Below are 16,853 nucleotides of genomic sequence, written 5' to 3'. Positions count from 1 at the left end.
TCGCAAGAACATGGTTTAGCTATTTCTAAGGCGCTGCGTGAATAGGCCAGCTCCCGTAACATCCCGTAGCGTCACAGTGAGTTCTTTCGTGCGCGCATCAATCTCAACTTCACCAAAGAACTGTAAATTTGCTGCCGGAGATGCATTCGATTTACCCTTCTCCGCACCTTTTGAGAATACAACGTCAATCCCAAAACTAGGATCAGTAGTACCGGGACTCCCCGTCCCGGCATTCATCGGCCCACTGACAAACTCCCAGAATGGATCAAAGTCCTGGAAACTGGCGCGTGACGGATGATAGTGATGCGCTGCCGTGTAATGCACGTCAGCCGTCAGCCAAACCGTATTGCGAATCTTCTCCTGCTTGAGATAACGCAGCAAGTCCGCAATCTCCAACTCCCGTCCCAGCACGGGGCCCGGACCGTTTGCCACCGCTTCAAAAACCGGACGCCCCGCCGCGTCTTTGCCATCGCCAACCAGCAGACCGATCGGCATATCGCTGCCAATCACCTTCCATGCGGCTCTCGAAGCTTTCAGTTCCCGCTTCAACCAGGCGCGTTGTTCCGCACCCAGAAAAGTGGTCTCATCACTTTCCGTCTCTTGCCGGTTGTAGCTGTTTCCAGCACGATAGCTTCGCATATCAATGAGAAAGACATCGAGCAACGGGCCGTAGCTGATCTTGCGATACACCCGCTCGCTTTCAACAGCATTGCGCCGCATTGGCGCATACTCACGAAAGGCTTGTCCGGCGCGGGAGGCCAGCAACGCGATGCTTTTCTCTCCGTAGAGGTTGTTCTTACTGAGATCCTTCGACGGCGACCAGTTGTTCAGCACCTCGTGGTCATCCCACTGCCAAACCTGCGTCACCTGCGCATTGAAACGCTTCACGTTTTCATCGAGCAGGTTGTATTGGTAGCAGCCCCGAAAGTCGGTGAGCGTCTCTGCCACTCTACTCTTCGCTTCGGTGACAAGATTCTTCCAAAGCACGCCGTCGGGGGTCTTAAACTCCGAGGGACAAGGCGAATCGGCATAGATTGTATCTCCCGAGTGGAGAAAGAAATCCGGTTGCCGGGAGAGCATCTGGCTGAACATCTGGATGCCGCCTCGATCGGGATTGATACCGTAGCCCTGCCCCACCATATCGCCACTCCAAAGAAAGCGGAGATTGCGCGGCGTCATCGAGGCCGTACGCAAATGACCGGCAACAGGCGCACTCAAAGCCCGGCTCTCGCGCAAGTCTTCGAGCGTCACACGATAGTGAAGATCTGCTCCGCTGGGCAGACCGCTCAGCACGTGCCGGGCGGTGTAATCGTTGCTTTCCAGCACATGCGGCCCGCGAATCCGCTGGATCACCTTGCGGAACTGCTCATCCGTCGCCACCTCGATGCACATCCGGCTGGGCCGATCCCCGCGCACCCATACGAGGGCCGAATCAAGATCCGGATCTCCACTCTGCACGCCATGTGTGATCTGCGGCCGGGACTCTTCTGCCCGCACAAACGCAGGAGCAAGCAGGCTCCCCAACAAGCTGCGACGATTCATTACTTCACCTTCTTCAAGAGCGCCTTCGCACGGTCGATGATCATGTCTTCGGCATTCACGGAGATGGGCGCAGGCTGGCCATAGTAAACAAAACTATCTTTGCCCTCATAGCCTCCTTCCTCCACTTGCCGGCGCGTTGGAATGTAACTCATGACGTCATTGGAGTAGCCGAAAACAATCAGCTTCTCATTCCCCGTCTCCTGCCGAAGCCGCAGGCAATAGCCCACCACCACTTCGCCCCCCAGCGCGACGATATCGGCTTGTCCCAGCTTCAAGACCTGAATTGGATAGGGCAGACTGCGGGGAATCGTCCGGTTGTCCATCGCCCGCAACATGTCTTTTGCCCGGGCAGCGTTGTACTTGTTGGGCGACTTCAGTTCTGCTTCAAAATCACTACGGCTAAAGGGCTGGAACGGTAGCTCGATCAGGTGGAAGCCGCTGCGGATCCGCCCGGACAACACCTCGCCTTTCCCGTCGGCCACCTTGGCCACCGCGTTAGCCAGTGCGCGTCCGTGCTCCTTGGCGTGATCGAGAGAACTGCGCGGATTGGGATTCTGATCGCCCCCACATCCCGTGGCAAAGAGAGCGACGCTGCCGGGATAACGCTGCTCCAACTCGGCTTGTGCAAAGCCGGCATAGTCAGCGTTCAGTTCGTAGAACTCTCCGGTCATCGTCGTGTTGTGGCAGGCATAACTGAACAGGATGGCAATCGGCTTGCCTTCTTTGCCCATCACCTTCAAAACCGGCACAGAATGGTCCGTAGGACCCGCTGGATTCGGGGCAAGCTTGTAATTTCCCTGGCCATCCGGCAGACGGCGGTAAATCGCGAAGTCCGCGCTCCCACGACTATACTCGACAGAGGCATTTTGCAAAGCACCGAGCGCCGCGCCAATCGCCTCGCCAGCCTGCAGCACGAGCTTACGGGTGAAGGCTTCGACGCTCGCGCGCTGCGCATCGTTCATCGGATACATCGTGGATAGATTCGGCCAGACCACGGGCCCGGAGTGCGTGTGCGAAGCGTTGATCACCAGCTCATTGCGCTGCAGTCCATAGCGCTTGAGCGCCGCAATCGCAATCTCGTCGGCCACGCTCCGCGGAAAGCCAATCAGATCGGCAGTCAGAAAAACAACGCGCCCCTTCTTGCCATCCTCAATCGCCAGCGCCTTCAAATACAGTGGCTGGAGCACGCCTTCACTGGGGCGATTGCGAGCGCCGTAGCCGCCCATCCAGATGGGCCCGGACGGCGTGATGTCTACTTTTGCGACACCTGCCTTCCATCCCTGCGCGCCGGCACAGAGCACGGCAACCAGCGACAACAGCATCAAACGCATCATCATTTCACCTCGGAAATTTCAGCGGGAGCAATTTCGATTGGAACCAGTCCGATAAGGCGACGGCCGGCCTCAAGACGCAGGATTTTCGATCCGACACCTGCCTCGGCCGCAATGCGGAAGTTGATTTCATGGCGCGGCGGCAATGGGTCCGTACACAGGATTGAGTACTCATAAGCGGGCTCCCCGTCAATGGTGGCCACCAGGCTCTCGGGTTCCAATAACTCCTCGACAAAGAGCTTCACACAACCACTGATGATTCGCTGGCCCGACAGATAGTCCATCCCATCCACCGCCTCCACCAGACGTGGTACCGCGGGAGGCGCAGGAATAATCCGAAAACTTGATTCGGCTTTCAGTTCCCCATCGATGCGGAGTTGTAGCGGCTGCAGCCCGGTTGAGAGCCCGGCAGGCAGCACGGCATTCAGTTGCACAAGGCCATCCATTTCAGGCGGACTGAGATAAGTAAGCCGCGCCCGCTCGCCGCCCACCGCAAGCGTGAGGCGCAACAGATCGGCGTCGGCCGGCAAGTGCTCCACCCAAAGCGAGAGCGCCGCGTAGCGTCCACGATTCGGAGCCACAGGCTCGCTCGATTCGCTATTCGTAATCCGCCGGATCCGGATCGCGGCAGTGGACGGGCGCCCCTCGCCTGCCGGTTTGCGCAGCGTCACCCACATGTACTGTGTACGAATCGCCTCCAGAGCCAGCAAGCTCAACCCGTGCTCCGCCGCATAGGCACGAACGTCTTCGGCACTGATCGAACAACCATGCCAGGTGGCCGCCGAAGTCCGTTCGGCATCGAGATTATTCGCCTGAAATCGCATCAGTCCGCCGGGCTTCAGCACCCGCGCCGCGTCCCGCAAATAGGACATCACAACCGCCGGATCGGGGATGTGCTGGAAGACGGCATAGCTGTAGATGAAGTCGAAGCTTTCGTCGGCGAACTGGCGCAGATCCGCGCCACTACCCACATGGGGATGCGCGTGAGGAATCGCCTGCAAGCGGCGGCGAGCAATCGCGATCATCTCATCGGAGACGTCCACGCCATGGATCTCACCAAAGTCCTGCGAAAGGGGTTTCATCAGACGGCCAGGACCGCAGCCGATCTCCAGTGCGCGGCGGGCCCGGGGATTCTTCCCTGGCAGCCCGCGTTTCATTTCTCCGCGCAGACCACGCAACACATCGGCGCCGGTGGCCAGAAACTCAGCCTCATCCTGTTCATGGCGGCCAAAAGCGACATAGTAATGCGCATCTTCTTTGGCGCGGCGGTTCCAGTCCTCGCGCATCGTCTCGGCCACACTCATTTTGCCTGCTTCCCTCGCATCTCCGGGTCGACATCGACGCAGATATTATGTTGAATCGTGACAGTGGCGGTATCGACCAGCGGCGAGTGTCCGACACAGCGTTCTTTCATTTTGTAGCCGGTGATCAGATTGTTCTCGATCACCACATCGCGCGTCCGGTCCGGACGCTCCGCGCCCTTCCCCAGATAGATGCCGCTGCGCAAAAGATCCGGCTCATCTTCTCCGAAATAGCACTCAAAACCCTTGCCATGGCTCTCCGTACAGCTCGCCATGTTCAGATAGCGCATCCGGTTCTTGCGAATCACATGTCCGCGGCCAATCACAAAGATTCCGCCGAATTTCATCCCTTCGATCTCGTTTTCTTCAATCAGAATATTGCGGCTCTGCATATCCGGATTCGTATTGTTCATGACAATCCCGAAATGCCCTTGTGGATAGGCCGCTGCGGGCTTGCGATTGAAGCAGCGATTCGCTCGCACCTCACCATCATGGAAGCCATCGAGATCGATACATTTTCCGTTGATTTCCTGCATCAAATTGCCGGCATAGAGGCTGTTGTCTACGTTGCCAGCGGTATCGATCCCCACCGGAATGCCGCCATGCTCCACATCGATCAGGTCCGCCGGATAGCCGATGTTTGCCATCACATTCTGCAACACCCGGACATTAGTCGCATGGCCGATCTGAATCGCATCGCGAGCACTGCCGTTCACTTCGTTCTCCTGGATCAGACCATCCCGGTTCCGCGGCCGTTCATAGCGAGAATGCGTCCAGATGCCATTGCCGCGAATCGCCCGCAGCTTCACGAAACGGACTTCAAAGTCAGAAGTCCCATCTTCGAGCAGAATGCCGCCAGTGGTGTTGTTGCGGCCCTTTTCGTCCCGCGAGCCCGAGTACTCAATCCGCATCGTTTGCAAGCGCACTTGCTTCGAGCGGCTTACCAGAACCGGAAAATTCACCACATTGCGCAGTTCCAGATCCCGCAGGATCACGCCTTCGCATTGCTCAATCAGAACTCCGTTCAACGGGTAGAACTCGGCAAAGCTTTTGTTGTAGGGCGCGATGGGAAAGCGACGGTCCAGCAACTGCCGGTTGCCATCGAACTTCACTCGCTCGATCGTGACATTCTTGATGCCACGCGCGACTAGAAGAGCCTCACCTTGGAACTTCGCGGAGGCCTTCAGAGTCGATCCCCCGGGCGCGCCCATGACGTGCAAGCCATCGGCAGCAGCCTCCAGCACCATCGGAGCGTCCAGCTCCGTCGTGCCCGGCGGCAAGACAAGGTCTTTTGCGGCGAGCACCCCCGCGAGCGCCAGCACCGCTATCCTGAGAATAATGTCCATTCGCTTCGATAATGTGACGTCGGGAACCCTTCATCAGTTTAGCGCCAGCGCCCCCTCGGGGAGCGTCATCGGGCTCATTGGGCATGGAGATTCTGGCATCGCACAACTCCTGGCCGCTGCGCCGGCCTCGACGATTCTCTGCCCGAACCTCGCCGCGCTCGACCTGCCGGCACGGCTCCAGTGGCTCGGGCGCCCCCGCTCGGGAGCGGTTACCCTTGTCGCCTCTACCGATCCGGAACTGCTCCGCAACGCGGTCGACGAGATCTGGTGGCTCGATCAGGGTCAACTCGCACAACGAGGCGACCCTGGCGAAGTGATTGCCGCCTACATCACCAGCGTCATCACCCATCTCCGCACCCAGCCCTCGGCCGCCTTGCATCCCAGCCTCCGCCGGGGCGACGGACGCGCCGAGATCCTCTCCGTGGTGGCGCTCGATCACCACAATCATCCGACTGCGCTGCTCCAGTCGGGAGAAGCCGCTTGCTTGCGAGTCGAGGTCCGCTACAACGCGGCAGTGGAGGATCCCGTCATCGGAATCATGATCCGTACCCGTATCGGCATGGAAGTCTATGGAACGAATACGGAACTGGAAGCGCTAAAGCTCGGCCCGGTGGCCGCTGGGGACACGCGTACGGTGTCCTTCCGCTTCCAGTGCATGCTTTGCCCGCAAAGCTACACGGTCACAGCCGCCTCGCATGATCCCAATGGGGTCTGGCACGAATGGATGGAAGATGCGATCAGTTTCTCGGTCGCCGACACACGTTACACCGCGGGTGTCGCGAATCTCCGTGCGAAGGCGGAACTTTCCTAGAGAGCACGCGTATTGGATAGCAGGAGACAATAGGATGTTTTGCACGCAATGTGGGAACTCGATCGACGAGAAGGCAAATTTCTGCCCAAACTGCGGAGCGAGAACCGCAAGTGCCGGACCAGTCTTGCAGGAGGACCCGAGGAGAGAGAAAAAACTCCTGCGGCCGCGCGAAGATAAGTGGATTGCGGGCGTCTGCGGTGCGTTTGCAAACTACTTTCAGGTCGATCTCACCCTCGTCCGGCTCCTCTGGGCCGCCTCCATCATCTTGGCGGGCACAGGGCTTCTGGTCTATCTCCTCTGCTGGATCATCATCCCTCGCGAACCGATTTATGTATCAGAAAGAACTCAGACCTTCTCTGCCTGACTCCTTGCTGAAATCATGATTCACTAGATGCATGAAAGCCTCTAACCCTGTCGTCACGGCGGCTGTCGGTGAGCTCATCAAGAAGCTCAACAGACTCGGTTGGTATCATTCCATCGAGTTACCTGATGGCTCCCTGATTGAGGGTTTGCAAAGCATTGACCAGTTAAAACATCGCATTGCGCAGTTTGACTTACCAGAGCGCATGGATGGCCTTCGTGTTCTCGATATTGGCGCGTGGGACGGCTGGTTCACCTTCGAAATGGAGCGGCGAGGCGCCACGGTGACAGCGATTGACCTCGTAGAGAATCCACGCTTCCTGGAAGCACGCTCCTTACTTGGATCAAAAGCCGAATACCTCACCATGGGGGTCTATGATCTAGACCCTGCCAAGATCGGCCGCTTTGATATCGTCCTGTTCTTCGGTGTCCTTTACCACCTGAAACATCCGCTGCTTGGCCTGGAGAAAGTCTGCTCTGTCGCGACTGGAACCGTGTGTGTCGAGTCCTTTGTCTCCGATGACGGCAGCGAGCCCAATCGCCCTCCGGTTATGGAATTCTACGAAGGCACCGAGTTATGCGGACAATTCGATAACTGGGCGGGTCCCAATACAAGCTGCCTGCTGGCCTTTTGCCGCACCGCAGGCTTAGTCGATGTCCGGCTGAAGAGCGTCCTGGACCAGCGCGCGCATATCCAATGTGACCGCCAGTGGCGGCTTCCCATCGGACCGGAAAGTGCGCCCAAGATCACCGCGATTGAGAATGCGATCTCCTGCGATTTCCGCTTTGAGAGCAACGAAGATCCCTATGCCTCGGTCTGGTTCAAGGCAACACAGCTTGTCGAGAGGAATACGATCTATGCGCAGTTTGGCCCTTACGCATCGAGCGCTGTGTCGCTGACCAGTGCAGGCGAGGGAGGCTGGCACGCCGTCTTCAAGATTCCGCTCGGCCTTGACCCCGGATGGATCCCCGTCACCTTGCGCGTCGGCAACAGCGCAGTCAGCAATACGGTCACGATTGGTCTTGATGTCTCCGACTTACAACGGTTAGGACGAGCAATCCCAAAGACCAGCGGATCGCCCGTGATCGAGACCCTCACGGACGGATTTACCTGGGAGCGGAACGTCATTGAGGTACAAACAGGAGCCGCGTTTTCGATGTGGGTACGGGATCTGCCAACGGGTGAAGTGAAGGTAAGGATCAACGGTACGGACGTACCAAGTAGCTTTGTATCAGAACCAGAGGATGGGGTCACGCAGGTGAATGCGCTGCTTCCTTCGGGCATCGCCGAAGGGACACTCACGATCAATGTGATTGGCGGCGAGCAGATGTCGCCGCCAGTCGAGGCAATTGCTAAGCGGCGTCCAGCGTATTCAGCGTAGAGTCGCGGTGCACTTCATAGGCGGCGATCTCGGTGGAGTGCTTCAGGATGAAGCCGAGTTCGTCGACCCCTTCAAGCATGCACTGCTGCGAGAAGCTGTCCACCGGGAACTCGGCGGTGCTGCCGTCCGGTAGCGTCAGCGTACGCGAAGCCAGATCCACCTTCACGGTGCCCTCCGGCATCGAGAGCAGCTTCTTATGCGTCTCCGGACTCACCACGATCGGCAGCAGGCTGTTCTTCAAGGAATTGCTCTTGAAGATGTCTGCAAACGAGGTGCTGAGAATCGCACGGAAGCCATATTGCGTCAGCGCCCAGGGAGCATGTTCGCGCGAGCTGCCGCAACCGAAGTTGTCTCCGGCCAGCAGCACCTTGCATTCCTTCGCCCAATCCTGATTCAACACAAAGTCCGGCTTCGGCGCGCCGTCGGCCTCATAGCGCCAGTCGTTGAAGAGCAGCTCTCCCCAACCCACGCGATCCGTCTTCTTCAAGAAGCGCGCCGGAATCACCTGGTCGGTGTCGATGTTGTCGATCGGCATGACGACCATCCGGCTTTCAAACGGTACAAACTTTTCCATCTCTCGCTTCCTTTCCTTAGCCCAACAGCGTCCGTACGTCGGTGACCTTACCAGTGATCGCGCTGGCAGCCGCAGTCATCGGACTGGCGAGGAAAGTCCTGCCACCCTTGCCCTGACGGCCTTCAAAGTTGCGATTGCTCGTCGACACGCTGTACTGACCCGGCGTCAACTGATCGCCGTTCATCGCGATGCACATGCTGCAGCCCGCTTCGCGCCACTCGGCACCCGCCGCGCGGAACACTTCGTGCAAGCCCTCGGCTTCCGCCTCACGCTTGATCTGCTGCGAACCAGGAACCACCATCACGCGCACCTGATCGGAGACCTTGCGGCCCTTCAGAATGCTCGCTGCATTGCGCAGATCGCTCATGCGCGAATTCGTGCAGCTTCCGATGAAGACAACGTCGATCTTATGACCCAACAGCGGCTTACCCGCTTCAAGATCCATGTAGCTCAACGCCTTGCGCAAGCTGTCCCGCTCGAGCGCATCGCCAATGTCGCTCGGGTTCGGAATCACGCCTGTGATGCCCATGCCCATGCCCGGGTTCGTACCAAAGGTGATCATCGGCTCCAGAGCCGCGCCATCGATGCTGAGCGTACGGTCGTAGGTAGCGCCTTCATCTGAAGGCAGCTTCTTCCAACGCGCCACGGCTTCTTCCCAGGCGGCGCCCTTCGGGGCAAACTTGCGGCCTGCGAGGTATTCAAAGGTCTTGTCGTCAGGCGCGATCAGGCCGGCGCGCGCGCCGCCTTCGATCGACATGTTGCAGACCGTCATCCGCTCTTCCATCGACAGAGCGCGGATCGTCGAGCCCGTGTATTCGAGCACACAACCCGTACCACCGCCAATGCCGATCTTCGCAATCAGCGCGAGAATGATGTCCTTTGCGCCAACACCATTGGCCAACTGGCCTTCCACCTTCACTTCAAAGCTCTGTGAAGGACGCTGCAGCAGGCACTGCGTCGCCAGCACATGCTCCACTTCGCTGGTGCCGATGCCAAAGGCAAGCGCGCCAAAGGCGCCATGCGTCGCCGTATGGCTATCGCCGCAAACAACGGTCATGCCCGGCTGCGTCAGGCCGTTTTCCGGTCCGATGACGTGCACGATGCCCTGGTGGTCGCTATGAAAACCGTAGAACGGAATGCCAAACTCGGTCGCATTGCGCTCGAGCTTCTCCACCTGGCTCTTCGCAATCGGATCGAGAATCGGCAAATTGCGCGGCGTCGTCGGCGTCGAGTGATCGGTGGTGGCAAAGGTGAGATCGGGTCTGCGCACCTTCAACCCACGCGCCCGCAGGCCGTCGAAGGCCTGTGCGCTGGTCACCTCATGCACGAGGTGCAGATCGATGTAGAGGAGCGAAGGCGCCCCGGCAGGAGTCGCCACAACGTGCGAATCCCAGAGTTTTTGGATGATTGTTCTTGGCTGGCTCATACTTCGTTATCCGATCGCTTCACAAACTGCCTGACCCACCTGCACCGTCGTCGCTGTCCCCTTCAGGTCCCGCGTGACGTTGCCGGAATTCAACACGGCTTCCATCGCCGCGTTCACAGCCGCCGCCTCCTCAAGCAAGCCGAAGCTGTACTCGAGCATCGCCGCGATGCTGCCAATTGCGCCCAACGGATTCGCAATCCCCTGGCCCGCAATGTCCGGTGCGGAACCATGCACCGGCTCATACAATCCGACCCAGGCGCCGCTCGGCTTCTGGCCACCGATCGAGGCCGACGGCAACATGCCGATCGAACCCGTAATCACCGACCCCTCATCGCTGAGAATGTCGCCAAACATGTTCTCCATCAACACGACATCGAACTGCGCCGGCTTCAACACCAACTGCATCGCGCAGTTGTCCACCAGCAGATGCTCGAGCTTGACGTCGGGGAACTCGGGAGCGATCTCCTCCACCACCTTGCGCCAAAGCTGCGAAGTCTCGAGCACATTCGATTTATCGACGCTCGTGACCTTCTTCTTGCGATTCGCCGCCAGGCGGAAAGCCATGCGCGTGATGCGAGCAATCTCGGCCCGCGTGTAGGTCATCGTGTTGGTGCCGCGTTCCTCGTCGCCTGCCCCCGTGATCCCACGCGGCGTGCCGTAATACAGGCCGCCGGTGAGTTCACGCACAATGATCATATCGACGCCAGTGAGCAAATGGTTCTTGAGCGGTGACGATTCAATCAACGCATCGTAAGCCTTGACCGGACGCAGATTCGCAAACACACCCAGGCTCTTGCGAATGCCCAGAAGTCCGCGCTCCGGACGCTTGTCGGGCGGCGCATTGTCGAATTCGGGAAGCCCAAAGGCGCCCATCACGGTTGCGTCCGCCTCCAGCGCCAACCTTTCGGTTTCGGCGGGGAATGGGGTGCCCGTCTTATGAATGGCAATGCCACCCAACAGGCCCTCACTCAACACCAAATCATGCTTGAACTTCGCGGCCACGTGGCGCAAGACGCGCAGGCCTTCGGCTGTCACTTCCACGCCAATGCCGTCACCCGGCAAGGCCAGAACCTTCAATTGCATCTAACTGACTTTCTCGGCCGCCCCTTCGAGCGCCGCTTCGATAAATTCAATGATCTCCTCGTTCATGAAGCCCTTCTTGTTGTCGGCAGCCGACGTGAAGCACTTATAAACGGCGTCCAATTGTTCTTGTGTCAACTCGGGATAGCCCAGCTCTTCCACACGCTTCTTCAGCGCATGACGCCCACTGTGCTTGCCCAGAACTAGCTTACCTTCTGGCACACCGACACTCTTCGGATCGATGATCTCGTATGTGCTCTTGTTCTTCAGGTAGCCGTCCTGGTGGATGCCCGCTTCGTGCGCGAAGGCGTTCTTGCCGACGATCGCCTTGTTCGGCTGCGGACCGAACGTGATGATGCTGCTCAGCATTTCGCTGGCCGGGAACAGGTGCTCGCTGACAATCTTGGTCTCATAAGGATAGAAGTCATTGCGCGTCTTCATCACCATCACCACTTCTTCCAGAGAGCAGTTCCCTGCCCGCTCGCCGATGCCGTTGATCGTGCATTCAATCTGCCGCGCACCTGCCTTCACCGCGGCAAGCGAATTCGCCACCGCCAGACCCAGGTCATCGTGACAATGGACACTGACAATCGCGCTGTCGCCCAGTGCCCGGGCAATGCGGCCAATACGGTCAGCATAATCTTCCGGCACCGAGAAACCTACCGTATCGGGCAGGTTCACCGTACGCGCTCCGGCAGCGACCACCGCGCGGCTGATCTCTTCGAGATAGTCAATATCGGTGCGAGTTGCATCTTCGGCGGAGAACTCGACATCGTCGACGTACTTGCGTGCCAGTTCCACGGCGCGCACCGCGTCCTCCAATACCTGCTCGCGCGACTTCTTCAGCTTGTACTGGAGATGGATGTCGCTGGTCGCAATAAAGGTATGGATGCGGGGACGTTTCGCTTTTTCAAGAGCAGCAGCCGCCCGCTCAACGTCATTCTTGGTCGCACGCGCGAGCGCAGCCACTTGTACCCAGTGGAACTCCTGACTCACGCGGCGCACCGCTTCAAAATCGCCATCTGAGGCGATCGGGAAGCCTGCTTCCATAATGTCTACACCAAGCTCGACGAGCTTCGCCGCCATCCGCAGCTTCTCTGGTACGGTCATGCTGCAGCCGGGCGACTGTTCTCCGTCCCGCAAGGTCGTATCGAAGATATAAACTCGGGGTTGTTTTAGGGCCTCAGTCATAGGCGCCTCCTAATTTCCTCATTATCCTCGGGGCGCACGGATTTAGCAAATTTATATTGCTGACGCTGGACATAATCCGTCATAATGCAATAAGCAAGTCTTATCGCATCAGCAACACCCAGGTATCACAGTGCTCCTACACTCTCTCAAAGTCTTCCTTTCTGTCGCGAATGAAAAATCCTTTTCCCGCGCTGCCGAGAAAATGCTGCGTACGCAGCCTGCTATCTCGCTCGCGGTCCAGCGTCTGGAAGCAGAACTCGAAGAGAAGCTGATTGACCGTTCGGCGAAGGAACTGCTCCTCACCGATGCCGGCAAGATTGTGCTCGAATTCGCCCGCCGCTTTGAGAATCTGGAAGGCGACATGTACAACTCGCTCGCCGAGTTGCGCGACAATTCCTCCGGCCGCCTCACCATTGGTGCGAATGAATCCACTTCGCTGTACCTGCTGAACCACATCGAGCAGTATCGACGCCTCTATCCGAAGGTCAAAATCCAGGTGCGCCGCAGCTTGTCCAGCAAGATCCCCGTGCAACTGCTCGATGGCGATCTCGAACTCGGCCTGATCTCCTTTGATCCCGGCGATGAGCGTCTGGTCACCACCGTGATCTACACCGACCGTCTGGTGTTTGTCGTCTCCCCCGAGCACCGTCTCGCCTCCCGCACGGAAGTCCCCATCACCGAACTCGGCATGGAAACCTTCATTGCGCACAATGTTTTGAGTCCCTATCGCGAGATCGTACTGCGCGAGTTCCAACGCCACCGCGTGCCGCTGAACATGGATGTCGAGATGCCCACGGTCGAAACCATCCGCCGCCTGGTGCAGCGCAATGAAGGCGTCGCCTTCCTGCCGAAGATGTGCGTCGATCCCGAAATCGAAACCGGCGTACTGCGCGAAGTCCGGGTCAAAGAGTTGAATGTCGAGCGGAAGATTCGCCTGGTCTATCCGGCGCGCCGTGCGCTCAGCCATGCAGCAAAGGCTTTCCTCGAACTGGTGGATCAGGACGCCGCTGCACTGACCGCGGCTGTGACATAGAATAATCCCCATGACAAACCGGCGTTCTTTCCTCGCCTCGTCCACTGCTGGTGCTGGCTTTGCTCTCGCCGCGCCTCCGGCCTCCAACCCCAACATTCACGAGCTCAACTTGGGTGTCGCCAGCTATTCGTTGCGCGAATTCCAGCGCTCCCTGGCGATCAAGACCCTCAAGCAACTGAACGTCACCTACGTCAATATCAAAGAGTTCCATCTGCCCTACATCCTGCCGCCCGCTGAGGTCGAGAAGGGCCGCAAGCAGTTTGAGGCCGCGGGATTGAAGATCCTCGGCGGGGGCACGATCAGCTTCCAGAAGGACGAAGAACCCGAGATCCGTTCTTCTTTTGAATACTGCAAGAACGCCGGCATGCCACTGATGGTCGCCATGCCCACCCGCGCCATTCTGCCCAAACTCGAGAAGTACGCCAAGGAATACAACATCAAGGTTGCGGTGCATAACCACGGCCCTGAGGACAAGAACTTCCCCAGCATCCAGGACGTCCTGCCGCTGGTGAAGAACATGGATCCGCGCATGGGCGTCTGTCTCGACATCGGACACGAATCGCGCGCCGGCAAGAATATTCTCGAGTCGATCGACATGGCCGGTCCGCGGCTGCTCGACATGCACGTCAAAGACCTCAAGGACACCATGGTCCGTGAGAGCCAATGCGATGTCGGTGACGGCAAGCTGCCCATCGTCGCTATCTTCAAGCTGCTGCAGAAGATGAAGTACGCAGGCGGCGTCATGCTCGAATACGAAATCAACGCCGACAACCCCACTGCCGGACTCGCCAAGAGCCTCGCCTATTGCCGCGGCGTCCTCGCCGGTCTGAGCGCTTAGCTAAGCAAACCTCGGTAGGTGCACTACGTCTTCGGCCGGCACTCGCTCCAGCGGGTGACCGGCCTTTTTCCATGCGCTCAGCCCACCCTCCAGCACCTTCACTTCATATCCCGACTGGTTCAGGATCTCGGCTACCCGCTGGCTGGTCGCCTCACTCTGGCAACTGCAATAGAGAAAAACGTCCTTGCCTTGCGGCAATTGCGCCAAAGTCTGTGGCAGCAGATTCGGCTCAATGCGAATCGATCCGCGAATGCGCTCCGCATTCGCATCGTAATAGCCATGGCTGCGGACATCGGCAATCACGATATCGTCACTCAGCCTTGCCGCTAACTCACTCGGGCTCACTCGTGGCACCACATCGTGCTTCTTCAGACGATGATTGCGCCACCAGCGCCAGCCAAAGTACAGCGCAACGCCGAGCCCAACCACCAGGCCCAAGGCCCGCCCGAGGGTGCCAAACCACTGCGCAATCGCGCCAATCGCCTCACTGCAAGTGAAGCCAATCACCCCATAGAAGCCGACATAGAGCAGCGCTCCGCCCAGATCGTAGCGCAGAAACAAGAGTAGCGGCATATTCATGCTGCCCGCGATCGGAGCGGCCATCGTATTGAAGCCCGGGACGAACTTCGCCACGAGTAAGGCTGTGCGTCCGCGCCGGTAGAATTGCGCCGCACTCGAATAGATGCACGCCTCCGGATTCATCGACACGCGGCACAACACCCCCAGCAACCACCAACCCGTTTTGCGTCCCAACAGGAACAGCAGCACGTCTCCTGTCAGTGTCCCGAGCAGCGCAACAGCCAACGCCTCCCAGGGCGAGAACAAGCCCTTCGCCGCAGCTGCTCCGGCAGCCAGCAAAGCGGCCGCCGCCGGGACAGGAAACCCAATCGCTTCGAGAAACACACAAATCGCCAGCAGCGGATAGCCGTACTCGAGAAGCAGCCGCAGCGAATCCATCAACTATGGCCCAAGATCGGGTGCGGCTGATACAACTCTTCCAGACGCGCCACTTCGCTTGCCTCCAACCTGAAATCGAGAGCAGCAATTGCATCTTCAATATGCTTTGGCTTGCTTGCTCCGATAATTGGCGCAGTCACGCCGGGGCGCGCCAGCAGCCAGGCCAACGCAACCGTCGCACGTGACACGCCACGGCTCTCCGCAACTTCTCGCACACGGTCGGCAATCGCAAAATCACTGTCATGCGAATAGATTTTCTGCGCATACTCATCCGTCTGCGCACGCAAGGAATCACGGCTGTCCTTTTTCAGACTCCCCGTCAACAGGCCACGCCCCAGCGGACTCCACGGAATGAGCCCCACCCTCTGATCGATACAGAACGGAATCATCTCCCGCTCTTCTTCGCGATAGGCAAGATTGTAGTGATTCTGCATCGTCACAAACTTCGGGCCGCCCGCGCGCTCGGCAGCATACTGCAACTTCGCCAGTTGCCACGCATACATGGACGATGCCCCGAGGTATAGAGCCTTCCCGTCCCGCACCACATCGCTCATGCCGCCCATCACTTCTTCCACTTCGGTGTCCGGATCGAAGCGGTGGATCTGATAGAGATCGACATAGTCCATCCGCAATCGTCGCAGGCTATCGTCAATCGCATGCCGCAGGTGCTTGCGCGAAAGCCCCTTTTCATTCAGATCGGGCCCCATCGGATTGAACAGCTTGGTCGCGATCACGACACGATCCCGAGGAATGCCAAGTTGCCGGATCGCCTTCCCAAGAATCTCCTCACTCACTCCGAGCGAATACATGTCGGCCGTATCGAAGAAGTTGATCCCGGCCTCCCAGGCCTGTGCGATCAGCGGAATGCTTTCGGCCTCTTCCAATACCCAAGGACGCCACCGCTTCGAGCCATAGGTCATCGTCCCCAGACAGATCCGCGACACATGCAAACCCGTCGAGCCCAGCTTTGTATATTGCATCAATTTCCCTTTAGAACTTCGGCGATCTCGCGCTCCAGCACCGCGCCTTCTTTGATGATGCGCCAGTACGGTTCGGTGATGTCGATGGTGGTCGCGCCTTCGCCGACACAATGCCCGCCATCGACGACAAGATCGACGCGGCCATCCATCGTTCCAAATACTTCGATGCCGCTGCGGCAGGTTGGGACTCCGCTCATATTCGCGCTCGTGGCAATGAGAGGCATTCCGAGAAACTCGATCAGTGCGCTACCGACGGCGCTCTTGGTATGGCGCAAAGCCAGGCGGCCTGTATTGCCCGTGAGCTTCAGCGGCACTTTCGCCGATGCCGGAACGATGATCGTCAGTGGCCCTGGCCAGAAGCGCCGGGCCAGAATCTGGAAGCGCACAGTCACTTCGCTCGCCAGATTCTCCACCATCATCACGTCGTTCACCAGCAACGGGAGACTCCGCGAGCTCTCCCGCCCCTTGGCGGCAAAGACCTTACCTACCGCGTTCAGGTTGAACGGATCGGCAACGATCATATAGAGCGAATCCGTTGGGATCGCCACAATGCCGCCTTCGCGGATGACCGCCGCGGCCCGGCGGATCGCACCCGGATCGGGCGTTTCAGTTTGGATTTCAACAAGATCTGTAATCACGAGGGGAGATTGAAATTTTAGCAATGTACGAGGCCGTTCGCCTCGGCTCGGGCTGCATCAGAG

16 protein-coding genes are annotated in these 16,853 nt (G+C 58.6%); 5 read left to right on the top strand and 11 right to left on the bottom strand.

Annotation, left to right across the window (positions count from 1 at the left end; genetic code table 11):
- Window positions 1–15 precede the first annotated feature (15 nt).
- Genes M017_RS0118165 through M017_RS0118150 form a run of 4 tightly spaced genes read right to left on the bottom strand, consistent with a single transcriptional unit; the run spans window position 16 to window position 5,520 of the window.
- The gene (locus M017_RS0118165; protein WP_031499569.1) at window positions 16–1,542 is read right to left on the bottom strand and encodes an alkaline phosphatase D family protein; all 1,527 of its coding nucleotides are present in this window, start codon (window positions 1,540–1,542) and stop codon (window positions 16–18) included.
- Window positions 1,542–2,879, bottom strand: a complete 1,338-nt coding sequence (locus M017_RS0118160; protein WP_031499567.1) for a neutral/alkaline non-lysosomal ceramidase N-terminal domain-containing protein — start codon at window positions 2,877–2,879, stop codon at window positions 1,542–1,544. Before M017_RS0118160 ends, M017_RS0118165 begins: the two co-directional genes overlap by 1 nt.
- Window positions 2,876–4,177, bottom strand: coding sequence for a methyltransferase domain-containing protein (locus M017_RS27920; protein ID WP_051670418.1), 1,302 nt, complete (start codon window positions 4,175–4,177; stop codon window positions 2,876–2,878). The genes M017_RS0118160 and M017_RS27920 overlap by 4 nt, the downstream gene beginning before the upstream one ends.
- Window positions 4,174–5,520, bottom strand: coding sequence for a right-handed parallel beta-helix repeat-containing protein (locus M017_RS0118150; RefSeq protein ID WP_080507925.1), 1,347 nt, complete (start codon window positions 5,518–5,520; stop codon window positions 4,174–4,176). Before M017_RS0118150 ends, M017_RS27920 begins: the two co-directional genes overlap by 4 nt.
- Here M017_RS0118150 and M017_RS0118145 point away from each other — a divergent pair.
- The 3 genes from M017_RS0118145 to M017_RS27915 are packed head-to-tail and all read left to right on the top strand — an operon-like array spanning window position 5,513 to window position 8,073.
- Complete coding sequence (locus M017_RS0118145) at window positions 5,513–6,331, top strand: Wzt carbohydrate-binding domain-containing protein (protein ID WP_031499564.1); 819 nt, start codon at window positions 5,513–5,515, stop codon at window positions 6,329–6,331. The two genes, M017_RS0118150 and M017_RS0118145, sit on opposite strands and share 8 nt — an antisense overlap.
- Window positions 6,332–6,365: 34 nt before the next feature.
- Window positions 6,366–6,695: a PspC domain-containing protein gene (locus tag M017_RS0118140; RefSeq protein WP_080508021.1), complete on the top strand. Its 330-nt coding sequence runs from the start codon at window positions 6,366–6,368 to the stop codon at window positions 6,693–6,695.
- A gap of 31 nt (window positions 6,696–6,726) precedes the next feature.
- Window positions 6,727–8,073 carry a methyltransferase domain-containing protein gene (locus M017_RS27915; protein ID WP_051670416.1) on the top strand — a complete coding sequence of 449 codons (1,347 nt, stop codon included), beginning with the start codon at window positions 6,727–6,729 and terminating at the stop codon, window positions 8,071–8,073.
- On the opposite strand, the gene leuD is transcribed toward M017_RS27915, so the two are convergent.
- The 4 genes from leuD to M017_RS0118115 are packed head-to-tail and all read right to left on the bottom strand — an operon-like array spanning window position 8,045 to window position 12,344.
- Entirely contained in the window at window positions 8,045–8,647 is a 603-nt protein-coding gene (leuD, locus tag M017_RS0118130; protein ID WP_031499560.1) for a 3-isopropylmalate dehydratase small subunit, read from the bottom strand. The genes M017_RS27915 and leuD overlap by 29 nt on opposite strands.
- 16 nt (window positions 8,648–8,663) lie before the next feature.
- Window positions 8,664–10,073, bottom strand: coding sequence for a 3-isopropylmalate dehydratase large subunit (leuC, locus tag M017_RS0118125; protein WP_031499559.1), 1,410 nt, complete (start codon window positions 10,071–10,073; stop codon window positions 8,664–8,666).
- A gap of 6 nt (window positions 10,074–10,079) precedes the next feature.
- Complete coding sequence (gene leuB / locus M017_RS0118120) at window positions 10,080–11,156, bottom strand: 3-isopropylmalate dehydrogenase (protein ID WP_031499558.1); 1,077 nt, start codon at window positions 11,154–11,156, stop codon at window positions 10,080–10,082.
- On the bottom strand, window positions 11,157–12,344 hold the full coding sequence (locus M017_RS0118115) for a 2-isopropylmalate synthase (protein WP_051670414.1): 1,188 nt from the start codon (window positions 12,342–12,344) through the stop codon (window positions 11,157–11,159).
- A gap of 130 nt (window positions 12,345–12,474) precedes the next feature.
- Between M017_RS0118115 and M017_RS0118110 the strand changes: the two genes are divergently transcribed.
- Both M017_RS0118110 and M017_RS0118105 read left to right on the top strand, forming a co-directional pair.
- On the top strand, window positions 12,475–13,377 hold the full coding sequence (locus M017_RS0118110) for a LysR family transcriptional regulator (protein WP_031499556.1): 903 nt from the start codon (window positions 12,475–12,477) through the stop codon (window positions 13,375–13,377).
- Between the two features lie 10 nt (window positions 13,378–13,387).
- A complete protein-coding gene (locus M017_RS0118105) occupies window positions 13,388–14,215 on the top strand; it encodes a sugar phosphate isomerase/epimerase family protein (RefSeq protein WP_031499555.1) in 828 nt (275 codons plus the stop codon).
- Here M017_RS0118105 and M017_RS0118100 read toward each other — a convergent pair whose 3' ends face one another.
- From M017_RS0118100 to M017_RS0118090, 3 genes are read right to left on the bottom strand one after another with little or no spacing between them, the layout of a single operon-like run.
- A complete protein-coding gene (locus M017_RS0118100) occupies window positions 14,216–15,172 on the bottom strand; it encodes a rhodanese-like domain-containing protein (RefSeq protein WP_031499554.1) in 957 nt (318 codons plus the stop codon).
- Window positions 15,172–16,152 (bottom strand): aldo/keto reductase, encoded by a 981-nt coding sequence (locus M017_RS0118095; RefSeq protein WP_031499553.1) that lies wholly within the window; start codon window positions 16,150–16,152, stop codon window positions 15,172–15,174. The genes M017_RS0118100 and M017_RS0118095 overlap by 1 nt, the downstream gene beginning before the upstream one ends.
- Window positions 16,152–16,790, bottom strand: a complete 639-nt coding sequence (locus tag M017_RS0118090; RefSeq protein WP_031499552.1) for an L-threonylcarbamoyladenylate synthase — start codon at window positions 16,788–16,790, stop codon at window positions 16,152–16,154. The genes M017_RS0118095 and M017_RS0118090 overlap by 1 nt, the downstream gene beginning before the upstream one ends.
- Between the last annotated feature and the right edge of the window lie 63 nt (window positions 16,791–16,853).

This window comes from Bryobacter aggregatus MPL3, assembly GCF_000702445.1.
GTDB lineage: Bacteria > Acidobacteriota > Terriglobia > Bryobacterales > Bryobacteraceae > Bryobacter > Bryobacter aggregatus.
The sequence above is the reverse complement of the archived record's forward strand: the minus strand, read 5'-3'. Positions and strand labels throughout refer to the sequence as shown.

Bases quoted from the DNA above. Each gene is read 5' to 3' on its own strand.
- leuB (WP_031499558.1), bottom strand. From the start codon at position 11,156: ATGCAATTGAAGGTTCTGGCCTTGCCGGGTGACGGCATTGGCGTGGAA.
- M017_RS27915 (WP_051670416.1), top strand. From the start codon at position 6,727: ATGAAAGCCTCTAACCCTGTCGTCACGGCGGCTGTCGGTGAGCTCATC.
- leuC (WP_031499559.1), bottom strand. From the start codon at position 10,073: ATGAGCCAGCCAAGAACAATCATCCAAAAACTCTGGGATTCGCACGTT.
- M017_RS0118145 (WP_031499564.1), top strand. From the start codon at position 5,513: ATGTCCATTCGCTTCGATAATGTGACGTCGGGAACCCTTCATCAGTTT.
- M017_RS0118095 (WP_031499553.1), bottom strand. From the start codon at position 16,152: ATGCAATATACAAAGCTGGGCTCGACGGGTTTGCATGTGTCGCGGATC.
- M017_RS0118140 (WP_080508021.1), top strand. From the start codon at position 6,366: ATGTTTTGCACGCAATGTGGGAACTCGATCGACGAGAAGGCAAATTTC.
- M017_RS0118105 (WP_031499555.1), top strand. From the start codon at position 13,388: ATGACAAACCGGCGTTCTTTCCTCGCCTCGTCCACTGCTGGTGCTGGC.
- M017_RS0118160 (WP_031499567.1), bottom strand. From the start codon at position 2,879: ATGATGATGCGTTTGATGCTGTTGTCGCTGGTTGCCGTGCTCTGTGCC.
- M017_RS0118165 (WP_031499569.1), bottom strand. From the start codon at position 1,542: ATGAATCGTCGCAGCTTGTTGGGGAGCCTGCTTGCTCCTGCGTTTGTG.
- leuD (WP_031499560.1), bottom strand. From the start codon at position 8,647: ATGGAAAAGTTTGTACCGTTTGAAAGCCGGATGGTCGTCATGCCGATC.
- M017_RS0118100 (WP_031499554.1), bottom strand. From the start codon at position 15,172: ATGGATTCGCTGCGGCTGCTTCTCGAGTACGGCTATCCGCTGCTGGCG.
- M017_RS0118150 (WP_080507925.1), bottom strand. From the start codon at position 5,520: ATGGACATTATTCTCAGGATAGCGGTGCTGGCGCTCGCGGGGGTGCTC.
- M017_RS27920 (WP_051670418.1), bottom strand. From the start codon at position 4,177: ATGAGTGTGGCCGAGACGATGCGCGAGGACTGGAACCGCCGCGCCAAA.
- M017_RS0118115 (WP_051670414.1), bottom strand. From the start codon at position 12,344: ATGACTGAGGCCCTAAAACAACCCCGAGTTTATATCTTCGATACGACC.